Source organism: Erwinia sp. 2186 (genome assembly GCF_057812255.1).
Window position 1 is genome coordinate 3,544,929 of record NZ_CM173824.1, and the last position, 19,487, is coordinate 3,564,415.

A 19,487-nucleotide genomic window follows, 5' to 3' on the forward strand; every position below is an offset into this window, starting at 1 on the left:
AACGAGGTTACTTCGCGGCGGGCTTACAGTCCGAATAGACGTAGCTTTCGCTTTTGTTGCGCAGCACATAGCTGTCTTTCAGCTTAACGAAGGTGACATCTTTCACCTTGGCAGCCAGCGCCGTTTCACCGTCATCGGTCTTTAGCGGCTGCAGCTCCGGGCTGGTGATGCGCTTCTGTCCATCGGTGGAGAAGGTGAAGCTGGTGCCTTCATCGGTCACCGCAGAATTTTTGCTGACCACCGAGACTTTAGGCTGCTGTCCCGGAGACTCCACGCTGTGCGTCAGGCTGCAGGTTAACGATTCGGCAGCGGAAGCCGACAGTGAAACTGCCGACAAAGCGATAATCAAAAGTGCATTTCTTGTGCGCATAGGCCTCCCTTATATGTCTTCCCATAGGGTAGCAGAGGTCAGCCCCGGTTTGGCGCTGGATAATTCCGAGAGCTACGCGCCCGGCATCCACGCGCCGCTGGCGATAAACCAGATCAGCAGAGTGACACCTGCGATACCCACCGCAGCCGGGAATAAATAACCAATTTTCATGATTTCCTCATTCATCATTAACGCCCGCGACGGGCAGCAGAAACACGCGCGGCGATGATAGCACAGGCTCCGGCCACGGCTGGTGCAAACTTCGCCGCCTTCCCTTCGCCAGATGCCAGAAACGAAAAAGCCCCCAACGCGGACGTTGGGGGCTTCAGGACACTCAGGCTTACAGCGCCATATCGTGCTGGCCAGTGACCACAGATTTATGGTCGGCAGGTTTGGTTACCGCATCTTTATCAACGTTGTTCATGTTGATCACCGGCGGCGTGGTCAGCTGCAGTGCCGCAGCCGTGTCATTCCACACTTTCTGCGTCAGTGCCACGTTGCCATTCAGCTCCTGGCCGTAGCTCGGTACGATGGTGCGGATTTTGCTCTGCCATTCTGGCGAGTTGAACTGCTCAGGGAACAGCTTTTTCATCACGTTGATCGAGATCGGTGCAGCGGTCGATGCGCCTGGTGACGCACCTAACAGCGCAGCCAGCGTTTTCTGCTGGTCGGTGACAATTTCGGTGCCCAGCTTCAGTACGCCGCCCTTGTCTGCATCTTTCTTGATGATCTGCACGCGCTGACCGGCCTGGATCAGTTTCCAGTCTTCTTTACGGGCAGAAGGATAGTACTCTTTCAGCGCCGCAAAACGGTCGTCATCGCTCAACATCACCTGACCAATCAGGTATTTCACCAGGTCGAAGTTATCCAGACCGACGTCGGTCATTGGAATCACGTTTTTGGTGGTGGTGGTGCTCAGCAGATCGAGGAATGAACCCTGCTTGAGGAACTTGGTGGAGAAGGTGGCGAACGGCCCAAACAACACCACACGCTTACCGTCAAGGAAACGCGCATCCAGGTGCGGAACGGACATTGGCGGCGCGCCAACGGACGCCTGACCGTAAACCTTCTCACCGTGCAGACGGGTGATGTCCGGGTTTTCAGTCACCAGGAATGAACCGCCCACCGGGAAGCCAGCATAGTTGTCTGCTTCCGGAATACCGGTTTTCTGCAGCAGCTTCAGCGCGCCGCCACCGGCACCTATAAAGACGTATTTCGCATCCACGGCGTGGGTGTTGCCGGTTTTCACATCGGTCACGGTCACGTGCCAGGAGTTATCGGCATTGCGTTTGAAGTCAGTCGCTTCGGTCGAGGTTTCCAGCTTGAAGTTGTCGTTCTTCTTCAGGCTGCCGACCAGCTGACGGGTAATTTCACCGTAGTTGACGTCGGTGCCGACTGGCGTCCAGGTCGCGGCCACTTTCTGCTGTGGATCGCGGCCTTCGATGATCAGCGGCGCCCACTTCTTAATCTGGTTCTGATCGGTAGAGAACTGCATTCCCTGGAACAGCGTGGTTTCCTGCAGCGCCTTGTAGCGTTTGGTCAGGAAGTCGACATTTTTGTCACCCCAGACAAAGCTCATATGCGGCGTGGAGTTGATAAAGGAGTGCGGATTGTTCAGCACGCCGCGCTGCACCTGAGTGGTCCAGAACTGGCGGGAGATCATAAAGGCTTCGTTGATTTCCAGCGCTTTGCTGTAATCAATGGAACCGTCCGGGCGCTCTGGCGTGTAGTTCAGCTCCATGTTGGCGGAGTGACCGGTACCGGCGTTGTTCCAGCCGTTAGAGGACTCGAGCGCAACACCATCCAGTTTTTCAACCATCAGCTGCTTCCAGTCAGGCTGGAGGTCGTGCAGCAAGGTGCCTAAAGAAGCACTCATAATGCCGCCGCCAATCAGCAGGACATCGGTCTTTTCCGTTTCTTCAGCGTGAACGCTGGAGCAGACAAGCAGGGCCAGAAGCGAGACAGCAGGAATAACTTTTTTTGTTTGCGACATATGAGTAACTTAGTTCAACAATTATTAAAAAATTAGGGGAATATTTTAATAATTTTGTTAACAAATCACAGATACCTTTAACTACAAATAAGCTTTCTTTACTTACTTTAATTAAAACCTGTTCAATTTCAAGGCATTGAACTTATTACGTAAGTTTACAAGATTAATTTGCGTTAATGCGGTAATTATCCTTAATTCGCCTGAGTGAATTATTCATCGATCGCCCTCTCAATATCCGTGAATAGTGTAGGGTTTTAGCCAGATTTGTGGCATTTATCGTCTATTCTTAATACTTCTGGAAAAGAAGGAGTTAAGCATGTCTGATAAAACGCATGAGCATGAAAAAAAGCCAAAAGACAACGAGAAAGGCCAGCATCCTGCCAAAGATAATCCCAATGAACATGGCGAGATCCCACGAACCCGTGATGACAGTGAAGATCACAAGAAAGATCCCTACCAGGATCGGTAAATAACGGCTTTAAAGGCAATAAATTTGTCTCGTCTGTGACAGAGTTGGCAATTAACGTCACAGACGGGGTGAACAGAGAGAGGCTGGTTATAATTACAGGACTTCTGCAAACCCATTGGTGACTTATGCTCTGGCTGGAACAAGGCTTGTATTTGAAGGTGAAGGAAATGGAAAACGGTCCTCGCCCTCTTCCGCTGCAAAGTGGATTCAACAGCGAAACGGCTTACCGGGCGTTGGGTTGCTACAATCCGTCCGAAACCTCCGACGCGTATTACATTCTCTCGAATGACCGGGATGAAATCTGGTTTATCTGTAACCGCCATTTACGCACGGTGTGTTTGTCCGGCGAGTCGGTTGATTTCAGGCGTCCGCTGGTGTCGGAACAGCAACTGCTGGGGAAAATGACCGACGCCGATATCAGGATCCAACACAGCTAATCCCGATACGGCGGTTTTTCTTAACGGCACTGCCCGGTTACGCTGTCGATGCCGTTCGGGCACACATCTGAGGAAGGAATCAGCGAAGCCATCCCTGCACCACACCCGGACAGCACCAGGCAGGCTAATATCACGATCACTGTCTTCATAAACTCCCCTCCAGGCAACATGCCTGCACATAAGATAACCCCAGATCCAGCATATCCCTATGCTCTGCGTCAGCTGGATGGTTTCAAAGTTTGTGCAACGCTGTTTTCTGGCGAAAAAACCGGCTCCTTTTAGGACGAATTGGGTCCAGAAGGAGCAAGCCGGGTCAGTTTAGTGTCAGCGAGGTATCCGGGCCTTTTGCCAGCGTCTCGCCTTCCTTCACGGTGAGAGTGATGTTCTTCCCTTCCCCGCTGACATACCTTGCCTGCACGCCATATTGCGCATCAATGCGAATGTTATTCAGCGTGACGTCTTCGACAGGTGATTCCGGCAGGCCACTGAAAATCATCGCATAGCTGGCTTTCGTCGCCATCAGGTCGGAAATATGTATCCCTTTCATTTTTGGTGTGGAGGCGGTGACCGCGGCCGTTTCAATCGGCTGAGTCAGCGTGTGGCCCTGTGCGCCTGCCTGGCCGCTGTAGCTGTTGGTCACCAGCACCGGCGTCACCACATTGGTCATGGTGAGATGACTGGCGATCAGCGGACCGATATTCTCGCCCCGATCTCTGGCTGATTTAATGCGCACGCCATTTTCGGTATTCAGGAAGGTGACGTGATTAATGGTTACTTTTCCGATGCCGTTGGCGGTTTCACTGCCGACAGAAATACCGTGGCCATCCCGCATCACCGAATCCTCGATAGTAATGTCCTTCGAGGCGGCAGCCGTGCCGTTAACCAGCCCGGACTTGATGGCAATATTGTCGTCACCGGTATGAATATCCATATTTGACACGGTGATATTGCGCGAGGAAACGATGTCCATGCCGTCGGTATTTGGCGAGCTGACGGGATTGGTAATCCTGACGTTATGCACAGTAATATCGGCGCTGTTGCGGATAACAATATTCCACATCGGCGAATTGGTCAGGTGCAGTTGTTCGATCTTACTGTGGGTGACGTTGTTGAATTCGATAAACCACGGACGCGGTGCGCCGTTGGCTAACGGAATGCCAGGGAAGCGATCGGTAAAGGCTTTAGGATTGCCTCCTCTCACCTCTGCGCGGATTTTCAATGCTTGCGGCCACCAGCTTTTTTCACCGTCGCCATCCAGCATGCCGCCGCCGGTTATCGCCACGTTGTTGACGTTGCTGGCATAAATAAAGGCTTCATTCACTCTGGCGGGATGGCCAATAAAGGCGTTAACAAATTTTCCTTCCTGATTACTGGCTTGCAGCGTGGCGCCTTGATCAATCTGAAGCGTAATATTGCTCTGCAATTGCAGCGGGCCGCTTAACCAGCGTCCTGGCGACAGCTGAACCGTTCCGCCGCCGCGCTGACTGCACTGGTCAATCGCCTGTTGGATGGCAGTGGTATTGAGCGTTTTTCCATCCGCCTTGCCGCCAAAATCTTCCGGCGTACAGTGTTCCGCATAGGTCACCGTCGTCACCCAGTTCGCATCACGGCCGGCTGGTGCTTCACCGACGCGCTTAAGCGCCCCGCTTTGCGGATCGATGGCATAACTGCCGGTAACCGTACTCTTCTCCCCGCTGGCAATCAGCCAGCGACCGTCGGAGGTAATCGCCATACCGCGCGGCTGTTTCTCAACCTGCCAGCTATCAATCAGCGTTAGCTTGCCGTCGGCCTTATTCACCCGATAACCGCTGATGGTGCTGCTGGTCCGCTCGCTAACATACAGAAAACGGCCATCCGGCGTCAGGCGGATATCGGCGGCCCAGATGCGCGGCGTGGGATCGCTGTAGTTTGCCGGGCGCTCTTTGCCATGTTCCAGATGGTGTTTTTCGGCCACCGCATTCGGCGTCTCCGCCACTTTTACCAGCTCGCCACTGGCTTCACGGCGGAACTGGGTGATGATTCCGCCCATCTCGCCGATGTTGTAGAGGTAGCGATTATCCGGCGACAGCACCGAATGGCGCGGGCCATTTTCAGCGGCCGTTTTGACATAGCCGTTGCCAAGGGCCGTCAGCTCGCCGGTAGCGCTTAACTTCAGCTGCAGCACCCGATCGGTGCCGAGATTGCCAACGTAGGCATTTTCCCCACGGGCATCGACAATCACCGAGTGGGCCGCGTGACCGGTCTTGAAGCTGCCAACCGGCGGCGCAATCACCTTGCCGTCACTGGCGAGCCGGTAGACGTGCACCACGTCGCCATCATAGGACGCGCCCAGCAGAAAACGCCCCTGCGGGTCGGTGCTGATATAGGGATAGCTGGCGGCGGCGTTAACCGAACTGGACGGGCTGAGATCGCCGGTTTTGCTGTCGATATGCCAGCTTTCCAGCTGCAGCGGTTTACTGCGGATGGCCGCATAGAGCTGGGTACGATCGGCACTCAGCGCCATCGGCATCACTTTGCCGGCGGTTTTGGTGCGTCCCAGCAGGTTAAGCGCACCGGTTTGCTCATTCAGCGCGTAGCGTGCGATGGTGCCATCATCGGCTTCCGAAACGTAGACAAAGGTTTGCGCCATCACTGGCGCGCTGGCGGCGATCGACGCTAACACCGCCGCTGCACGTATTATTTTCTGCATGCTTATTCCTTAGCGTACCAGTGACGGTCGTTTGGCGTCATAGCGCCAGTTGTCGATCAAAAACTGCATTCCCAACGCATCGTTGCGATTCTTATCCGGCAGCGCGTTATACAACGCATGCGCCTGCTCAACGCGTTCCATATCCAACTCAATGCCCAGTCCGGGGCCCGGCGGTAATTTCAGGTAGCCATCGCGGATCTGCGGCGGCTGACGCGTCAGCTGCTGACCATCCTGCCAAATCCAGTGGGTATCAAAGGCGGTCTGACGATCGCCCGGTGCCGCTGCGCCAAGGTGTGCCACCATCGCCAGCGAGATATCAAAGTGATTATTGGAGTGGCAGCCGGTGGTCAGTCCCCATTCGTTGCACAGCTGCGCCACCACGTTGGCGTTGCGCATCGTCCAGAAGTGCGGGTCGGCGAGCGGAATGTCGATGGCATTCAGTTGCAGCGCATGATGCAGCTGTCGCCAGTCGTTGGCGATCATATTGGTGGCAACCGGCACCCCGGTGGCGCGACGGAATTCGGCCAGCGTTTCCCGACCGGAATAGCCCTGCTCTGCACCGCACGGATCTTCCAGATAGGGCACCTTACCGGCCAGCTGTTTACCAAAGCGAATCGCTTCCTCCAGCGACCAGCTGGCGTTGGGATCGACGGTCACCCGCGCCTCGGGGAAACGCGACAGCAGCGCTTCAACCGTTTCAACTTCCACTTCGCCCGCCTGCACGCCGCCTTTCAGTTTGAAGTCGCGAAAGCCGTACTGCTCAACCGCCGCTTCGGCCAGCCGCACCACGGCGGCGCTGTCCATCGCCGCTTCATGCCGCAGGCGGAACCAGCCATCCTGCTCATTATCGCCCGAGCGATAATGCATATTGGTCAGCTTGCGGTCGGCGATATAGAACAGATAGCCCAGCACCGGAATACGATCGCGCTGCTTGCCACTGGCCAGCAGATCCGCCACCGGCAGGTTAAACAGCTTGCCTTGCAGATCCAGCAACGCCGCTTCGATAGCGGCGGCGGCGTTATAAAACTTCTCCGGATTCATCTGCGGAATATGAATGTCGTTGGTATGCGAGGTTTGCTGCTGACGCGCGTCGCTGCTGAACAGCTGGCTTAGCGTCGCGTTCAGCCGCAGCAGCGAACTGCCCTCAATCAGCGGGCGAAACTGCGCCAGCAACTGCAGGGTTGAGGCATGACAGGGCGTTTCGCCAACGCCGGTGTGTCCGGCAGAATCGGTGAGGATCACGATAATGCGGGTAAAAACGCAGTTATGGGCACCGCCAATATTCAGCAACATGCTGTCGTAACCGGCAACCGGCACGATGCGCATCGATTTAATGACTGGACTGTCTGACATGGTTTGTCTCCGTATGACCAAATGCCGGGGGAACAGGTTTGCGACGCAGCAGCAGCCACAGGCCGGTCACGACGGAGACGCTGGTCAGCGCGTAGAGCCCGCCGGTGGTGCTGCCGGTATGCATTTCGAGGTAGCCGAACACCGTTGGCGCAAAGAATCCGCCAAGGTTGCCAATGGAGTTGATCAGCGCAATGCCGGGGGCAGCTATCGATGACGGCAATTCGCTTTGCGGCATCGGCCAGAAGAAGGCGGCGCTGACCTTGGAGCCAATACAGGCAACAATCATCGCCACAAAACCAAACCATGGCGTGCCCAGCGTGGCCATAAAGGTGCCGCAGGCGGCGATCAGCATGGCGATACCCAGCCCTTTATCGAGCATATGGCGATAGCGGTCGGTGGCTTTGCCCAGCAGAAACAGCGCCACAATGGCGAACAGCCACGGAACGGCGGTCAGCAGTCCGGTTTCAAAACTGTTGAAGCCCTGAATGCGTTGAATAATTTGCGGTAGCCAGAACACCAGCGTGTAGCCGGTCATGGTCATGGTGAAGAAGATCAGGCAGTACGTTAACAGGCTGCGGTCGGTAATTAATCCCCAGCGGCCCTGGGTTACCGCATGCTCTTCACGAGCGGCATCTTCCAGCGCCAGCTGCTGCGCCAGCGCCTGTTTCTCCGCGCTGCTCAGCCATTTCGCCCCGTCCGGTTTCGACACCAGCACCATGGCCGCCAGCAAACCGATGACTATCGACGCGCCGCCTTCCAGAAACATCACCCATTTCCAGCCTGCGATGCCGCCAAAATCGTGCATCATCAGGATGGCACCGGTCAGCGGGCCGGAGAACAGAAAGGCGCTGGCGGTCGCGCTGAGCACCATCGCCGTCGCGCGTCCTCGCCAGGCATTCGGCACCCATTGACGAAAATAGAACAGTACGCCCGGGAAGAAGCCCGCCTCGGCAACGCCAAGCAGGAAGCGCAGCAGATAGAAATGCAGCGGCGTGCTGACGAAGCCGGTCAACACCACCACCAGACCCCAGGTGATCATGATGCGCGTCAGCCACACCCGTGCGCCGACTTTTTTCAGCATCATATTGCTTGGCACTTCAAACAGCGCATAGCCGATAAAGAACAGCCCAGCGCCCAGGCCAAACGCGGCGGCGCTGATGCCGGCATCGGTTTGCAATTCGGCCTTAACAAAGCCAATGTTGGCGCGGTCAATCTGGTTAACGATAAGCATCACGGCCAGGATCGGGATGATGCGGCGGAAGAACTTGCCGATGGCAGACGCGATATGCGCGTCGTGATCGGCTGATAATTCAGCGTGTTGTTGGGTCATGCGTCACCTGTAGGGTTAAGAGCACCGCTATAGGTATACCCAGCAGAGTTGACCCGCGCCTATGTGACATTGCCCGATAACAGTTAGGCAAATGCCCTGCACTTGTTACAAATCATGCTGTTATGTTAATTATTGTCGGAGACTTTAGTCCCGGTTTGTGCGCTGGCTCACTGGGGGAATACCGGCAACGTCCAGGCTAAAACGGCTAAACAATCGTGAGCGATATGAGATCGAATACCTTGAACCTGTGTCTGGCTTGTCATCAGAGTTCATTACGGAGTATCTAACAAAAAAACGTGCTTAAACCAAACTCGGAAAGGCCTTACAACATCTTCAGTAATGGTTGATTCCTGGCCCTTAATCTTAGGGGTGTAATGACGGGACCTACTGTCACGGAGTCCTCGCCATGTTTACACTTGCCGTGCTCGACAGTGATGCCTTTTGCTGCAAAGGCATCGCTGATTATTTTGAGGCCAGGGATATCCGCACATTCTGCTGCCCGGACATGACTGAGCTTGAATTTACCCTCGAAATTCACTCAGTTCAGGTGGTGATCGCCGAACTGGCCACCAGCAAGGATACCTTCTTCCGCAGCGTAAAATTCCTGACGCAGCTTAACCTGCGCTGGCCACATATCCGGCTGATTATATTCACCCAAATCGCTGACCCGGTGCTGATAAAGTACGTTCTGCAACATGTTCCGCACTGCAATATGGTGATGAAAAATGACAGCGTCCAGCAGTTGGCTGCATGCATATTTGCCGGTGCCAGCGGGCATCCTTTTAACAGCTCTTCACAAGCGATGGTATGGAAATATAATCAGGACGAGCACAAAACGCTGACGCCATTAGAGTTCAGGCTGCTTGAACTGATGGCCCGCGGAAAAACCAACAAGCTAATAGCGCCGATTGTTTCGCGCAGCAATAAAACCATCAGCAGCCACAAACAAAACATCATGAAGAAGCTGGGCTGCCGCAACGTTGTTGAACTGCACAACAAACTATTCAAACTCGATATGTTGCAGAGAATAAAATAGACAAGGTCGGGTGTGCGCGTGGCGTTGAGAAGGGATAAGAACCTTAACGAAGGCATATCCCCCGGTTAAGGGGTGATATGAATAATTTTTCGGGTGGTGATCATGGCTGAGTCGAACGGGCCGGTATGTCGAACAATCTTGACCATGACGCTTGCGCCCAGCCAAAGCTGATAGAGGCTTTCTGCCACGGTGCGAGGCGGCTCGTCGATGGCAAGCGATCCCTCGGCGACACCTGTTTCTAACGCTTCCGACAGGCGTGAGATGATGCCAGACGTGCCCGCATCCAATGCTAAGCGCATGCTGTCCGACAGGTCGGCAACTTCAGCCCCCAGCTTCACCGCCAGGCATTTACCCTGACAATCAGAAAATGACTGCGACGCCTGCCACTGCTGGAAGTAGTTCATCAGTCGCTGCGCCATCGTCAGACCCGGCTGGCCCAGCGTTCTGTCGATATCCGCCAGATAGTCATCAAAATAGTGGCTCAACATATCCACGCCAAACGCTTCCTTCGAACCAAAGTAATGGTAGAAAGAGCCTTTTGGCACACCGGCATCTTTGAGTATTTCATTCAATCCGACGGCAGAGAATCCTTTACCGGCCATAATGCGCTGGCCGGTAGCTAGGATGTGATCGCGGATTTCATGGTTATGGAGTGAAGTTGTCGTATTCATCGGCATAATTTATCAGGGGCTAGACCAGTCGTCTATAGACAGGTTAGCGCTGTTAGCGCCTCGCAGGCTTACTCTTTGTTTACCGGGATAAACTCTCCGCCGCTTTTTCAATCACTGCCGCAATTTTTTCCGGCTGTGAGGCATAAATGGCGTGGTTGCCCTTTAGTTCCGTCACGGTGCTGTGAGCACGTTTCGCCATGAAGCGCTCTAATTCGGGATTAATCGCCCTGTCCTGGGTGGCAACAACCGCCCAGCTTGGCTTGGTTTTCCAGGCAGGAACGCCGGCGGCAGCCGTAAATGCGGCGACGGCAGGCATCACCTGGGAACGCGCCAATAAATCCGTCTCTTTAACGGGTAAATCTGCCGCAAAGTCAGCGTGGAAGTTTTCCGGTTTGATATAGAGGAAGTGATCCGCTGTTTCGGTAATTGACTGGGCGGCTGCCGGCATTTGTTTTGCCAGACTCAGCAAGGAGTCGCCTTGCTCAGGCTGAAACGCAGCGATATAGACCAGCCCCGCGACAGAAGCCTCATTTCCCGCGTCACTGATGATCATCCCGCCGTAGCTATGGCCCACCAGCAACGATTTTCCCTGTTGTAGTGCCAGAATGCGCCGGGTGGCCGCAACATCATCCGCCAGTGAGGTTTGCGGCTCCTGAACTATCGACACCTTATAGCCCGCTTTATCCAGAATGCGCGCCACCGGGTTCCAGCCCGATCCATCAACAAAAGCCCCGTGAACCAAAACAATGTTTTTTACCGGCTCAGCCACAGACGACTGCGCATAGACAGACAAGGCCAGACTTAATGCCAGCGTGGTCAAAGATTTTTTAAACATGATGATTTTCCTTCAATGGTGACGTTGAGCCAGACGCTCTGAAAGACCGTCTGATAGCCCGATAAGTTGATGGACCGTGCGGGATAATCCTTTGCCGTGGGGCGCTGAACCGGCGCCCCTCCGGCGTGATTACCCTTTATGCACCTAATTGCTTAATCAGCTGGGCTGCAGTTGCGGCCGAAGATCCTGGGTTTTGCCCGGTGATCAGCAGGCCATCGCTCACCACATATGAACCCCAGTCTTCCCCTTTGGAATAGATCCCGCCTTTGGCGATCAGCTCGTCTTCAACCAGGAAAGGCACAATCTGGGTCAGCCCTACCCCTTCTTCTTCGCTGTTAGTAAATCCGGTGACCTTGCGGCCCTCGACCAGTGGTTTTCCCGCTGGCGTTTTAACGTGACGCAGCACGCCTGGCGCATGACATACCAGTGCAACGTGCTTGTTCGCCGCGAGGAAAGATTCGATCAGGCTGATGGAGTGTTTATCTTCAGCCAGGTCCCACAGCGGACCGTGTCCACCTGGATAGAAAACGGCGTCGTAATCTGCGGATGACACGCTGTCGAGACGGACCGTTGCAGCCAGTTGGGCCACAGCCGCGGCGTCAGCTTCAAAGCGGTGGGTCTGGTCAGTCTGGAAATCCGGTTCATTACTTTTCGGGTCTAACGGTGGGTTGCCGCCTTTCGGTGAAGCCAGCGTGACTTCGGCGCCGGCATCCTTAAAGGCATAGTAAGGCGCGGCCAGCTCTTCCAGCCAGAAGCCGGTTTTACGTCCGGTATCACCCAGTTTGTCGTGTGAGGTTAAGACCATAAGAATTTTCATCGTTACTCTCCTGCAAGTTAGGTTGGCCGACTGAATTAGACCAGTCGTCTTGTAATGGGGTAAATGTCGACCGCATATCGGTGCGATGGCGTTAAACTAACAACAATTAGACCAGTCGTCTATAGGTTTTTTCAAAAAGGTTTCGAAGGGGTGTGACTGGCGCTTTTTGGAAGGGGCTGCGAGAGCTCTTTGGAAGGTGCAGTAAGAGCCTCTGGCAAAGAGGAAACATCCGTTAAAAGCCATATCGCCGTTTTCAGGAAAATCCAAACCCTTTAGAAAGCGGCGTTGTTCATACCGGGCCCTACTCCGAAGAATGCACGTCATCAGAGAGGATAAATTCAGGCTCACAGGTCACCGGGAAATTTACTGACCTGGCAATAAAGCACACTTTATGGATTTCATGGTGAATAGCCGTTGCAGCATCAATATTTGTACCGGCTACCACAGTAATTTTGGGTTTGAGAATTGCTGATATGAAGCGGCCTGCACCACTCTTTAAAACCTCACCCGTTGCTTGCGGTGAGTCCTCGTATTCCAGCACGGTGATGCCAGCATCCGACGCCAGATGCAAATACCACAGCATATGACAGGCAGAAAGAGACGATATCAGCAGATCTTCCGGATTCATTTTACCGGGGTCGCCACCCAGTAGCGGATCGTTAGAGCAATGAATGATTTCCTTCCCAGCGGCTGAAATGTCCCATGTGCGGGCATAAGAACGGTAACCCGATGTCCCGGTCCCCAGATTTCCCGTCCAGGACAGGTGTGACGAATAGGTGTGTTGCATAAATTTCACGCTCCGGCGTTGAATGTGGCATAATGGTATACCATTTAGCGACCAGGTAAAGAAGGTTTATGAGTACGGTTATCTTTTCAACTGCGGACATGCTTGCCCGTGAGCTTAAAATTTTAATTAACACCGGCGCGTTGCGGGATGGCGATCGCCTTGTTGAAAGAGACCTCGCCAGCCAGTTTTCTGTCAGCCGCATCCCGCTGAGAGAAGCGATCCAGAAACTTGAGCGGGAAGGTTTGGTAGACGTTTACCGAAACCGGGGAGCCGTTGTCAGAACCCTTACTGCCAGCGACGTTGACGAAATTTACCCACTTCGGGCATTGCTGGAAGGCGATGCAATCTTCCAGAGCGTGCAAAACATGGATGCCGAAACCCTTACGCGCGCAGAGCTTGTGCACAAGCTTCTGGGTAGCGCGACGGAATCAACGTTGCAGGGACAGTACAATCGGGAATTTCATGAACTGCTTTATCGGCGCTGTAAAAATCAACGCCTGCTGAAGATGATTACTGAACTACGCGAGCAGGTAGAGAGATATGAGCACTTACAGCATCGATTGCTGTCGGAAACGGCTAAGTTTCAGGATGAACATGCGCTTATTTTAAAGGCCTGTCTGGAAGACGATCCCGCTGCTGCGCGCGACCGTACCGTTGAACATATACTTTCAGCCGGACAGGTTCTGAAAAGCTATATTGCCAATCGGTAATCGAAAGAGGCTTCTGTCAGTTAAAAAATTATCGCAACAGAGCCTACGCGATTTTTAACGTCTGGTTTGCTTATTTTATGATAGGTTTAATTTCCCCGACATCTTCCTGGCAGACATTAGCGTGAGCATTTCAGCAATACATGAATGGCGTGAAAATGACTATCTCGTTAGCACGGACAAAGAGAAGCTGGATGTATCGGCCGTGCATCAGTATTTGACGCGGTCAACGTGGGCTAAAGGCATTACTCCCGACATCGTCTCTGCTTCAATAGATAACAGCCTCAACTTTGGCATGTATCACCATCAATCGCAGATTGGTTTTGCGCGTCTGATTACGGACTACGCCACCTTCGCTTATCTGTGCGATGTCTACGTGCTGGACGAATATCAAGGGGATGGGCTGGGAAGATGGCTGATGGAATGCATTCATAACCATCCCGTTTTTGAGCAGCTTCGCAGGATTGTGTTATTCACAAGCACGGCGCCATGGCTTTATGAGAAGTTAGGCTATGCACCCGTCAATAAAGAAAATTATGCGTGGACCATCACCCGTCCTGATATTTACCTTGATGGAAAAAAACAGCAGTCATAAAGCCGCTGCGATGCGCCAGCAATTAGTTCGGATGATAATGTGAAGGTGCCTGCCCGGTAACGCGGCGGAACATCGTTGCGAAGGATGAGCCATTGTCATAACCCAGTAACAATGCCACTTCCTTGACCGACTTTCCGGTTATCAATAATGCCAACGCGCTGACCACACAGGCTCGCTGACGCCATGCAGAAAATGACATGCCGAGCTGCTGCAGAAAATGGCGGCGAAAGGTGCTGGCGCTCATAAACAGCGCGCTGGCCCAGCGCTCGGCCGGATCGTGGATGGCTGGCGCGATTAAAAAAGCCTGACAAAGCGCCAATAGTGCAGGCTGCTGCGGCAGGGGAATATCAAACTCGCGTACCGGCATTGCCGCCAGTTCCAGCAACATCAACCTAATCACCGCCCTGTCGCGTTCGCTGTCATACAGCGGCGGCATATCCACCGCTTCCAGCAATAACTGCCGCAACAGTGGCGATACGCCGATCGCTTCGCAGCGGCTGTTTTTATTTAACGCGGCCGCGCAGGCAGGTTCGATATAGATACTGCGCGTGCTGACGCCGACAAACTTGACGGCATGTAGCGTTTCAGGCGGGATCCACACCGCATGCTGCGGCGGCACCACCCATTCCCCGTCAAGAGTGGATACGTGCATCAACCCGGTTGCGCCATACAACAGCTGCGCGCGGCGATGCTGATGGTGCGGCAGGATAAATCCCTGCGCATAGTCATTGCCGAGCGATACCACGTCACGATCCAGATGATCGTAATCGTCAATTTTTCCGTTGCGCACATCTGCCCCCTTCTGACCGATTTGCAAGGGTAATCGAGCGTTGCGCAAATGGGAAGTGAGTCGCCAGCACGGTAAGCTGCTGCATTATTTCCCATCAGGACATTCCCTTGAACGATATTGTTATTATTGCACTGGCCGGTTTTACCACCGGCATCACTACCGTGCTGTTTGGCTTCGGCGGTGGCTTTGTGGTGGTGCCGTTTGTCTACCAGTTATTGCTGCGCCAGCCCGATGTTGCGGGTAATGCGTTGCATATCGCCGTGGCCACCTCGACGGCGGTGATGATTTTTAACGCGGGCTGGGTCAGCTATCGCAACTGGCGCGCGGGTAAGCTTTCATCACAAATTCTTTTTCCGCTGTTAGGGTTTATCGCCATTGGGGCGGTAGCCGGTTCATGGCTGGCAGGAACGATCGGCGAGGCGCTGATTCGCGGCTTGTTTATTGTCTATATGGTGGTGGCGATTGCTGATTGCCTGCTGCGCAAAGGATTCATTGGCGGCAGCGCCCCCCGACGTTTAGCGCCTGTAACCGTAACGGGCGGCGGTGTACTGATTGGGATGATTGCCGCATTATTGGGCCTGGGCGGCAGCGTGATGACGGTGCCGTTGTTGCGCCGACACGGCCACACGATGCGCGATTGCATCAGTGCCGCCAACCCGCTTTCACTGCCGGTGGCGCTTTGCGGTGCAACGACCTACGCGATAAGCGGCTGGCATCACATGCCGGCAAGCGGATATCTTGGCTTCATCAACCTGAAAATATTAGCTGTTTTGGTTTTAACCGGTTGGGCGGGTAGTGTATTTAGCCGCAGCAACATCCCCGCGGTACCGGATATCTGGCATGCGCGCGTTTATGTGCTGCTACTGTGCGTGGTCCTGCTGGCGATGCTGATCTAAAGTACGCCTGATGCAACATTCAGATCATCGTCCGCAAACTTAAAACAGAAGGGCATTACTGATGAATGTCACCATCGAGGATATTACCCCGGACTACAGCGGTTTCCTGGAGTTGAAAGCGGAAAGTATCGCCGCTGGATTTAACATGCTGCGCAGGCTGGAAGATAACTGGCTTAACGGGCAAAACCGCTTCGATAAACCCGGTGAAAAACTATCAGGCTTTTATGCAGACGGATTACTGGTTGGCGTATAAAAATCAGTTTAATACCCTCAAGACAACTTGCTGTATGCATCTATATCGCTATGCTAAAAATTCAGGTAATGACCCGACTCACCCGTTCAGGACGACGTTATGACAGCTCAGGATCAGATACAAAAAAGTATTCAACAAGCCAATCAGAAAGAACGTCACCAGTGGCGGCACGCCCGCTGGCTTATAAGAGGGATGCAAATCGCCATCTTTCTGTATTTGCTGTATCCGATTGGGGTGTGGGTACACCGTGCTTTGTGAGTAACAGAAAAGCCAATTCCATTTATCTATGCATCTCGCGTCTACCCAAAGTTCACCACCCGTTAAACCGTGCTAAATTCAGCCCTCAACTCACGGTGATAAAAGGATTTTAAAATGAGTTTAATTGATGAGCTAAACGCGAAATATCCGGATGCTCAAGCATGGTCGTTCGGGGACAATCCTGAGATGGCAAACGAGCTTGCAAGCTTAGTTGTTAAAGGGGTTAAAACCGCATCATGCGGCTCGCTTGCCTCATTCCAGGCAGACGAACCTTCACCAAAAATAGGCAGTTATAATATTGTCCTGGACGGACAAGGCACGCCGGTATGTGTTATCCGATTAGTTTCGCTTCGGCTGGTACGTTTCTCTGAAGTGACTGAAGAGTTTGCCAGGAAAGAGGGGGAAGGAGATTTAAGCCTCGAATACTGGAGAAGAGAGCATAAGGCTTTTTTCACAAGGGCTGGCTTTTTCTCTGACGATATGGAGCTTGTGGCAGAAGAGTTTGTGGTGAGTGAAATTCTGTAATCACGAAAACCTTGCCGTCACGCATCTTTACCACAACATCCAACAACCACACGCTGCCTGCCGCTCGCTTCCTTAAAGGAAATGGTGAAAGCATGTTAGTGCTCAACCTCATTGATTAAATAACTCTTGATGGTCGGGATGTGGTAATGCGAGCCCCCTCAATTCCTGACGACTGGAGATAAGATGCTATCTATCGAGCAGGCCAAAAACATGGCCGCAAAGCTAAAAGCTTCACTTGAGCTGCGCGATCAAAAGATTTCTTATGCCACCGCACTCGAAACAGTTTCACACCAGTTGGGCTATCGCGACTGGAACACCGCTGTTGCAACGCTGCCCTCTCAGACGGCAGAACCCCTGCATATCACTCCCTCAGAGATTCAATTCAGTAAACCCATCCCTATTCTGCGCAGCTTTGATGAGCGAAAAGCCCGTGAGTTCTATCTTGAATTCCTGTCGTTCAGCGTCGAATTTGAACACCGGTTCGAGCCGAACTTACCCCTGTATATGGGCATTGTCCGCGAGGGTTTGCAGCTACACCTTTCTGAACATCATGGTGACGCCAGCCCCGGCGCAACGATATTTATCCCGATGCAGAATATTGCGTCGTTCAGAGATGAACTACACGGTAAACAATATGGGTACGGCCGCCCGGAAATAGTGCAGCAAGATTGGGGCGATGTGATGGAAGTCTATGATCCGTTTGGCAACCGGCTGCGCTTCTGTCAAAGCTAATTCGTAGTGAGTAAATGTGGGGATCGCCACCTGCGCTTTCCCCTTATTAAACCAGGCATGAACTTAGCCCTGCCCGCTTTAGCTACAGGCGTTGTTGAACGACTCAATCAGGCTAAGGGGATATCTTCAATTCGAGTATAAATTGCCAGCCCGTGTTTCCGTGCTATTTCGATATCCATATCGGCGCCTTTTGAAGCGCCTGCAATACGGTACAGGGCATCACACTTGGTGATAAGCCGGTGCGCGACCGGATAGATCATCGCCTCACCTATTTCATCGTCGATAGATTCTGAACCTGCGGCTTTCGCCAACGGTAACGCCAGCCATTCGCCGATGACCGGAATGTGTCCTCGTTGATAAACCTCCAGCGCGGCCTTTTCCAGACGGGCAAGATTAGCGTCAATCAGCGCTTGTTTTCCTTCGGTTCCACTACGGTATGGACCCGCGATAATAATCAGCTGCTTATTCATCGTAACCTCGTAAAATGACTTTTAATGCCACGTGATAAAGTAACATGATGGTTTTACCATCAACGATAAGGCCATTTTCGACTGCGGCAAGCGCGTCTTTCAGGGGCATTTCCAGCACTTCAATGTCTTCCCCTTCAGCCTCTATTCCACCGCCCGCGCTGGTTTTATCGCCTGCATCATATTCAGCAATGTAGAAGTAGAGTTTTTCGGTAACCGAACCCGGACTCATATAGGCTTCAAACACTTTCTGTACCGTAGAAATTTTGAAACCTGTTTCTTCTTCGGCCTCCGCTTTTATGCGTCTTTCAGGGTCCATGTTATCCAGCAGACCGGCCGCTGCTTCAATCAGATAACCCTCGTGACCATTCATAAATACCGGAAAACGAAACTGACGAGTCAGGATTACCGTTTCCCGCTCACGGTTATAGAGCAGTACGGTGGCGCCATTGCCCCGATCGTAGACCTCACGCGTTTGTTGCTGCCAGTCACCGTTTCGCCGTTGAATATCAAAGGTGTATTTCTTTAAAGAATACCAATCATCGGAAAGAATTTTTTCGTCGACGATCCGTACTTCTGCACGTTTTGGTTGCATACTCCCTCCTCCATACGTAGGATTATCATCATAAGCAGCACACTCGTGCAAATTCAAGCAATATCGTGCAAACCAGGAATAATGACATGCTCACCAGCCAACGGAAACAACGCATCCTTGAACAGCTTCTGAAGGAAGGACAGGTGCTCTCGAAGGATCTGAGTGTTCGCTTTGAGGTCTCAGAAGACACCGTTCGGCGTGATTTACGCGAGCTTGCCGCGGAAGGCCGTTTGCAGCGTGTGCACGGAGGTGCGCTGCCTTCATCTTCAGCCACCGCCACATTTTCCGAGCGTAAGTCATTAAAAACTGATGCTAAAAGGAAGGTTGCGCAAAAAGGGGCAGAACTGATCTCTTCAGGCCAGGTGGTGATTATTGATGGCGGCACCACCACCTCAGAACTCATTGCCTGTCTCCCTGATGACCTGCGCATCACCGTGGTTACGCACAGCCCGAGCATTGCTCTTGGGCTCATTGAGCACCCTTCAATTGAGGTGATTTTGATTGGCGGACGGCTGTTCAAACACTCAGTTGTAACCGTTGGCGCGGCCACTATCGAAGGCATTGGCAAAATTCAGGCCGATATTTTCTTTATGGGTGTCACCGGCGTCCATGCCGAGGCGGGATTAACCACCGGTGATTACGAAGAAGCGTGCATCAAACGTGCATTTTCCGGCAGAGCGGCAGAAACGGTCGTGCTGGTCTCTCCTGAAAAGATCAACGCCGCGTCACCCTTTGTTATTGGTGACCTCGGGTTGATCGACACGATCGTGGTGGATAGCGCAGCCGATGAGAATTGGGTTCGCAGCATTGAAGAAAAAGGCGTCACGGTGATGAAAGCGTAATTGCACGACCTTGCAGGGTGTTCCGGCAATGAACGGCCTG

23 protein-coding genes and 1 pseudogene are annotated in these 19,487 nt (G+C 53.1%); 10 read left to right on the forward strand and 14 right to left on the reverse strand.

Going from position 1 to position 19,487, the window contains the following annotated elements; all coding sequences use genetic code 11:
- Positions 1-7: 7 nt before the first annotated feature.
- The 3 genes from ACXKZG_RS16500 to mqo form a co-directional block, all read right to left on the reverse strand.
- Complete coding sequence (locus ACXKZG_RS16500) at positions 8-370, reverse strand: hypothetical protein (protein WP_488875159.1); 363 nt, start codon at positions 368-370, stop codon at positions 8-10.
- 72 nt (positions 371-442) lie between these two features.
- Entirely contained in the window at positions 443-541 is a 99-nt protein-coding gene (locus tag ACXKZG_RS16505) for a YoaK family small membrane protein (protein WP_141653825.1), read from the reverse strand.
- A 169-nt stretch (positions 542-710) separates the two neighbouring features.
- Entirely contained in the window at positions 711-2,363 is a 1,653-nt protein-coding gene (mqo, locus tag ACXKZG_RS16510) for a malate dehydrogenase (quinone) (protein ID WP_013201214.1), read from the reverse strand.
- A 316-nt stretch (positions 2,364-2,679) separates the two neighbouring features.
- Between mqo and ACXKZG_RS16515 the strand changes: the two genes are divergently transcribed.
- Both ACXKZG_RS16515 and ACXKZG_RS16520 read left to right on the forward strand, forming a co-directional pair.
- On the forward strand, positions 2,680-2,832 hold the full coding sequence (locus ACXKZG_RS16515) for a hypothetical protein (protein ID WP_167738400.1): 153 nt from the start codon (positions 2,680-2,682) through the stop codon (positions 2,830-2,832).
- A 125-nt stretch (positions 2,833-2,957) separates the two neighbouring features.
- The gene (locus ACXKZG_RS16520; RefSeq protein WP_013201213.1) at positions 2,958-3,269 is read left to right on the forward strand and encodes a hypothetical protein; all 312 of its coding nucleotides are present in this window, start codon (positions 2,958-2,960) and stop codon (positions 3,267-3,269) included.
- A gap of 20 nt (positions 3,270-3,289) precedes the next feature.
- On the opposite strand, the gene ACXKZG_RS16525 is transcribed toward ACXKZG_RS16520, so the two are convergent.
- The 4 genes from ACXKZG_RS16525 to ACXKZG_RS16540 form a co-directional block, all read right to left on the reverse strand.
- Complete coding sequence (locus tag ACXKZG_RS16525) at positions 3,290-3,418, reverse strand: hypothetical protein (RefSeq protein ID WP_256372207.1); 129 nt, start codon at positions 3,416-3,418, stop codon at positions 3,290-3,292.
- Positions 3,419-3,582: 164 nt separating this feature from the next.
- Positions 3,583-5,958, reverse strand: coding sequence for a beta-propeller fold lactonase family protein (locus ACXKZG_RS16530; protein ID WP_488875160.1), 2,376 nt, complete (start codon positions 5,956-5,958; stop codon positions 3,583-3,585).
- A gap of 9 nt (positions 5,959-5,967) precedes the next feature.
- Positions 5,968-7,311 carry an enolase C-terminal domain-like protein gene (locus ACXKZG_RS16535; RefSeq protein ID WP_488875161.1) on the reverse strand — a complete coding sequence of 448 codons (1,344 nt, stop codon included), beginning with the start codon at positions 7,309-7,311 and terminating at the stop codon, positions 5,968-5,970.
- Positions 7,289-8,641: an MFS transporter gene (locus tag ACXKZG_RS16540; RefSeq protein ID WP_488875162.1), complete on the reverse strand. Its 1,353-nt coding sequence runs from the start codon at positions 8,639-8,641 to the stop codon at positions 7,289-7,291. Before ACXKZG_RS16540 ends, ACXKZG_RS16535 begins: the two co-directional genes overlap by 23 nt.
- Before the next feature lie 406 nt (positions 8,642-9,047).
- Here ACXKZG_RS16540 and ACXKZG_RS16545 point away from each other — a divergent pair, with 406 nt between their 5' ends.
- Positions 9,048-9,677: a response regulator transcription factor gene (locus ACXKZG_RS16545; RefSeq protein WP_488875163.1), complete on the forward strand. Its 630-nt coding sequence runs from the start codon at positions 9,048-9,050 to the stop codon at positions 9,675-9,677.
- 65 nt (positions 9,678-9,742) lie between these two features.
- Here ACXKZG_RS16545 and ACXKZG_RS16550 read toward each other — a convergent pair whose 3' ends face one another.
- The 4 genes from ACXKZG_RS16550 to ACXKZG_RS16565 form a co-directional block, all read right to left on the reverse strand.
- On the reverse strand, positions 9,743-10,348 hold the full coding sequence (locus ACXKZG_RS16550; RefSeq protein WP_041692234.1) for a TetR/AcrR family transcriptional regulator: 606 nt from the start codon (positions 10,346-10,348) through the stop codon (positions 9,743-9,745).
- Between the two features lie 79 nt (positions 10,349-10,427).
- Entirely contained in the window at positions 10,428-11,183 is a 756-nt protein-coding gene (locus tag ACXKZG_RS16555; RefSeq protein ID WP_488875164.1) for an alpha/beta fold hydrolase, read from the reverse strand.
- Between the two features lie 136 nt (positions 11,184-11,319).
- Positions 11,320-12,000: a type 1 glutamine amidotransferase domain-containing protein gene (locus tag ACXKZG_RS16560; protein ID WP_013201206.1), complete on the reverse strand. Its 681-nt coding sequence runs from the start codon at positions 11,998-12,000 to the stop codon at positions 11,320-11,322.
- Between the two features lie 301 nt (positions 12,001-12,301).
- Positions 12,302-12,787, reverse strand: a complete 486-nt coding sequence (locus ACXKZG_RS16565; protein WP_346565811.1) for an OsmC family protein — start codon at positions 12,785-12,787, stop codon at positions 12,302-12,304.
- Between the two features lie 68 nt (positions 12,788-12,855).
- Between ACXKZG_RS16565 and ACXKZG_RS16570 the strand changes: the two genes are divergently transcribed.
- Together ACXKZG_RS16570 and ACXKZG_RS16575 are read left to right on the forward strand one after the other, a co-directional pair.
- Positions 12,856-13,497 carry a GntR family transcriptional regulator gene (locus tag ACXKZG_RS16570; RefSeq protein ID WP_488875165.1) on the forward strand — a complete coding sequence of 214 codons (642 nt, stop codon included), beginning with the start codon at positions 12,856-12,858 and terminating at the stop codon, positions 13,495-13,497.
- Positions 13,498-13,618: 121 nt separating this feature from the next.
- Positions 13,619-14,089 carry a GNAT family N-acetyltransferase gene (locus tag ACXKZG_RS16575; protein WP_488875166.1) on the forward strand — a complete coding sequence of 157 codons (471 nt, stop codon included), beginning with the start codon at positions 13,619-13,621 and terminating at the stop codon, positions 14,087-14,089.
- Between the two features lie 22 nt (positions 14,090-14,111).
- Here ACXKZG_RS16575 and ACXKZG_RS16580 read toward each other — a convergent pair whose 3' ends face one another.
- Complete coding sequence (locus tag ACXKZG_RS16580; RefSeq protein ID WP_488875167.1) at positions 14,112-14,879, reverse strand: AraC family transcriptional regulator; 768 nt, start codon at positions 14,877-14,879, stop codon at positions 14,112-14,114.
- A gap of 107 nt (positions 14,880-14,986) precedes the next feature.
- On the opposite strand from ACXKZG_RS16580, the gene ACXKZG_RS16585 reads away from it, so the two are divergent.
- The 4 genes and pseudogenes from ACXKZG_RS16585 (at position 14,987) to ACXKZG_RS16600 (ending at position 17,543) form a co-directional block, all read left to right on the forward strand.
- Positions 14,987-15,775, forward strand: a complete 789-nt coding sequence (locus ACXKZG_RS16585) for a sulfite exporter TauE/SafE family protein (protein ID WP_013201201.1) — start codon at positions 14,987-14,989, stop codon at positions 15,773-15,775.
- A 61-nt stretch (positions 15,776-15,836) separates the two neighbouring features.
- Positions 15,837-16,025, forward strand: a pseudogene (locus ACXKZG_RS16590) (GNAT family N-acetyltransferase); the annotation flags it as partial.
- A 375-nt stretch (positions 16,026-16,400) separates the two neighbouring features.
- The gene (locus tag ACXKZG_RS16595; protein WP_488875168.1) at positions 16,401-16,811 is read left to right on the forward strand and encodes an ASCH domain-containing protein; all 411 of its coding nucleotides are present in this window, start codon (positions 16,401-16,403) and stop codon (positions 16,809-16,811) included.
- A gap of 183 nt (positions 16,812-16,994) precedes the next feature.
- Positions 16,995-17,543: a glyoxalase superfamily protein gene (locus ACXKZG_RS16600; protein ID WP_013201199.1), complete on the forward strand. Its 549-nt coding sequence runs from the start codon at positions 16,995-16,997 to the stop codon at positions 17,541-17,543.
- Positions 17,544-17,650: 107 nt separating this feature from the next.
- Here the strand turns inward: ACXKZG_RS16600 and ACXKZG_RS16605 are convergent, their stop codons facing one another.
- Both ACXKZG_RS16605 and ACXKZG_RS16610 read right to left on the reverse strand, forming a co-directional pair.
- Positions 17,651-18,013: a TIR domain-containing protein gene (locus ACXKZG_RS16605; RefSeq protein ID WP_053146332.1), complete on the reverse strand. Its 363-nt coding sequence runs from the start codon at positions 18,011-18,013 to the stop codon at positions 17,651-17,653.
- Positions 18,006-18,605 (reverse strand): NUDIX hydrolase, encoded by a 600-nt coding sequence (locus tag ACXKZG_RS16610; protein WP_013201197.1) that lies wholly within the window; start codon positions 18,603-18,605, stop codon positions 18,006-18,008. The genes ACXKZG_RS16605 and ACXKZG_RS16610 overlap by 8 nt, the downstream gene beginning before the upstream one ends.
- 86 nt (positions 18,606-18,691) lie before the next feature.
- Between ACXKZG_RS16610 and ACXKZG_RS16615 the strand changes: the two genes are divergently transcribed.
- On the forward strand, positions 18,692-19,447 hold the full coding sequence (locus ACXKZG_RS16615) for a DeoR/GlpR family DNA-binding transcription regulator (RefSeq protein WP_338570323.1): 756 nt from the start codon (positions 18,692-18,694) through the stop codon (positions 19,445-19,447).
- Positions 19,448-19,487 lie beyond the last annotated feature (40 nt).